This window comes from Mesobacillus sp., from assembly GCF_049588175.1.
Classification (GTDB): Bacteria; Bacillota; Bacilli; order Bacillales; family Cytobacillaceae; genus Mesobacillus.
Window position 1 is genome coordinate 1 of the sequence record NZ_JBAVFI010000197.1, and the last position, 3,268, is coordinate 3,268.

General features: G+C 44.0%; 3 protein-coding genes. 1 reads left to right on the top strand and 2 read right to left on the bottom strand.

Features of this window, described 5'->3' with window-relative positions; translation table 11 throughout:
• Window positions 1-29: 29 nt before the first annotated feature.
• Both WB217_RS04960 and WB217_RS04965 read right to left on the bottom strand, forming a co-directional pair.
• On the bottom strand, window positions 30-1,115 hold the full coding sequence (locus tag WB217_RS04960) for an extracellular solute-binding protein (protein ID WP_423991212.1): 1,086 nt from the start codon (window positions 1,113-1,115) through the stop codon (window positions 30-32).
• A 15-nt stretch (window positions 1,116-1,130) separates the two neighbouring features.
• Window positions 1,131-2,342, bottom strand: coding sequence for an ROK family transcriptional regulator (locus WB217_RS04965; protein ID WP_423991214.1), 1,212 nt, complete (start codon window positions 2,340-2,342; stop codon window positions 1,131-1,133).
• Window positions 2,343-2,737: 395 nt separating this feature from the next.
• On the opposite strand from WB217_RS04965, the gene WB217_RS04970 reads away from it, so the two are divergent.
• Window positions 2,738-3,268 (top strand): PIG-L family deacetylase (locus WB217_RS04970; protein ID WP_423991216.1); only part of this gene is annotated, 531 nt, incomplete at its 3' end.

Below are 3,268 nucleotides of genomic sequence, written 5' to 3' on the forward strand. Positions count from 1 at the left end.
ATGTTAATCGACGCCATACCGCACACTTCCTATTCTTTGATTTCTTTATCTCCACTCTTAATGTTTTCATCCCAATATTTCATCCACGCATCACCGTTATCCTGGAACACTTTCCAGTCAATATCCATCGCCTTGATTTCTGTATCGGTGATCCACTTCGGCAGATCCTTTACATCATCGCGAGTCGGGATACGGTAGTATTTTTCAGCTAAAAGCTTTGCCGCTTCAGGAGTGTTAACAAACTCGTAGAATGCTTCCGCAGCCTTAGGATGCTTGCCATCCTTGATTAAAGCGATTCCTTCTGTCAATACAGGCGTTCCGCTTTCAGGAACAATGAATTCAAATGGATAATTCTTGTTTTCCTTCAGCATAACAACGTCCGGCATTGCCCATACAGATACGGAGCCTTCGCCCTTGGCCACCTTGTTGTACATCATTTCAGGGTTCGCGGAGTATTCCTTTGTATTCGCATCTAATTTTTCCAGCCACTCGTAGCCCTTAGCTGTGTCCTGAGAGTCTTTAAAATCACGGTATATCATCGCCGAGAAAATCGTTCTCATCGTTCCGGAAGCGAGTGGATAACGGATGATGATTTCGTCCTTCCACTTCGGATCAAGCAGTTCATCCCAATCCTTCGGTGCTTCTTCCTTTGTCAGCTCTTTGCTGTTGTACATGATGACTTCAGGTGTCTGGCTTGTTCCTGACCAGTTCCAGTCTTTTTCATGGAAGCCGTCAGCAAGTGCACCGGAATACGAAGGCTCATAAGGCTTCAACAGACCATCGTCCTTCGCCTGGTCAAACATAACGGAAGGAGCGCCCCACCATACGTCTGCCTGCGGATTGTTCTTTTCGGAACGGACGCGGTCAAGGACTTCCTGGGAGCCCATATCCAGCCACTCTACATCGACATCATATTTTTCTTCAAACTGCTTCTCGAATTCTGATAAAATATCTTTTCCATGCGGAGAATAAATGACAACTTTTTCTTCCAGCTTTTCTTTATCTTTGTCTCCTGCTGGTTTGCTTGAGCCTTCTTCAGAGCTGCACGCAGCGAGCATGAGCGATGCAGATAAAGTCAATGCGGTGATAATCGAAACCTTTTTCTTGTGTTTCACAAAAATTCCCCCTCATTAATGGTATTTAATCAAACTTTCGTGCTCCCTCATGAACAGTGACACTGCACCTAAGACCCCTGCATTGTCACCCAGTTGGGACGTCTTCAGCTGGACTGAACTAGGAAGGTATTGGTTCACGATTTCCTGCAGCTTCGGCAGGATGAATTCCGATGACTTTAATACACCACCTCCTAAAATAACAACCTCTGGATTTAGCAAACTAGCAGCATTTACGATTCCATAGGCCAAATGTTCGATTGCTTCTTCAATCACTCTGAGTGCAAGCTGATCGCCTGTCTTCGCTAATTTGAATGCCATTTCCCCCGGCAGCTCTGATGCGAGAGCCTGCTGATGCATGGGATGATCGGGCTCCTGCTGGACGCACTTTGTCAGCCTGTTTCCGATCGATTTCCCTCCAGCAACGCTTTCAAGATACCCATATCGATGAAAAATCGGCCTGAATTCATTTTTCATATCATTTTTGTCAGTGACCATATAGCCGATTTCACCGGCAGCGCTTGATGAGCCGCGATATAATTGATTGTTAATGATAATCCCGCTTCCGATTCCCGTTCCAACCGCAATGAACAGAACGTTTTGCTTGTCTCTCGCATTCCCGATCCATTGCTCTCCAAGCGCGGCGACATTGACATCATTGTCGACATGGACCGGAAAGGGAATGTAACGCTGTGCTTCGGTCAGGAAAGGATAGCGGACCCAGTTCAAGCTTGGTGCTTCAATGACCATTCCGCTTTTTGTCTCGGTGATTCCAGGCACCCCAGCCCCCATGCCTAAAATCTTCCCGGAATCGATTCCTTCTTTTTTGATCATGCCTTCAATCTCTTTTGCAATCTGTTTCATCAATCCTGAATCGAGATACTGGCAGGTGCTAAAACTGCTGCTTGCCGCGATGTTTCCATTCAAATCGCAGATTACCGTCCTTACCTTCGTTCCACCAATGTCCGTTCCAATGATGTATGCTGCTTTTTCGTTGAAGTATAGCTGGATGGGTCTTCTCCCGCCCTGCGAAGTCGACTCGCCAATCCCTTTTTCAAAAATCCATTTTTCCTGGATCAATTCATCGACTAATATGGATACAGTAGGCTTGCTTATGTTGATTTTCACTGCGATTTCAGCCCTCGAAATCGGTGAATTTTCTTGGATGCACTGTAGCACTCTTTTTTTGTTGAGTGTCTTCAGCTGTATGGTCGTACCACTTACATTCATAACATCACGGCCTTAATCTTTTTGGTTAGTAATATTTACTAATTAACTAAAAATATATAATAATTTGTAAACGTTTACAACTATTAAGTTCAGAAAATTAAAAATTAACTATTATCAGGTATATTGGCTCGTTTTGCTAATTATGCTGAATTAGATATTAAATCAGTATGCAGAATATCCATTTAGTACCATTTTACCATATAAAATAGTATAAAAATACCATTTTTAATTTTCTGACAACTTAATAATTTACAATATTATCTAACTGTGATTATCTGTAACTAGGGGTTATCTCTGTAGTTAGTTAGTCAGAATAACTAACCTGCCAACTACATAAAGAGGAAGGAGTGTTTGAGATTTTTTACCGAAAACCAAAAATGAAAGGGGTTACAAAAATGCGCAAGTATTTGATTGGATTGCTTTCCTTCTTGCTGATTGTTTCAATGGTGCCATTAAGCGGATCAGCTGTTGAAACGCAGGAACATGACGTTGACCTTTGGAATGCCGTAAAGCCTCTCGAGACGACAGTGACTTTCCTGAATACCGGTGCCCATCCCGATGATGAACGAAGCGACTTTTTAGCCTACCTTTCCAGGGGACTTGGGGTTACCACAGCCAGCTTGATCGCCAACCGCGGTGAAGGCGGACAGAACGAAATCGGTAATGAGCTCGGAAATGCGCTTGGGATTATCCGCTCGCGTGAAATGATTGAAGCCGCTAAAATTACCGGTGTGACTGCCTATCACTTAAGCGAAACGACCTCCGATGACATTTATGATTTCGGTTTTTCCAAAAGCCCTGATGAAACGCTGGGAAAATGGGGTGAGGATGAGACATATGAGCGCTTGATCCGATTCATCCGTACCTACCAGCCTGATATCGTCATGCCTTCATTCCGGAATGACCATAGCCAGCACGGCCATCAC

Bases quoted from the DNA above. Each gene is read 5' to 3' on its own strand.
- WB217_RS04965 (WP_423991214.1), bottom strand. From the start codon at position 2,342: ATGAATGTAAGTGGTACGACCATACAGCTGAAGACACTCAACAAAAAA.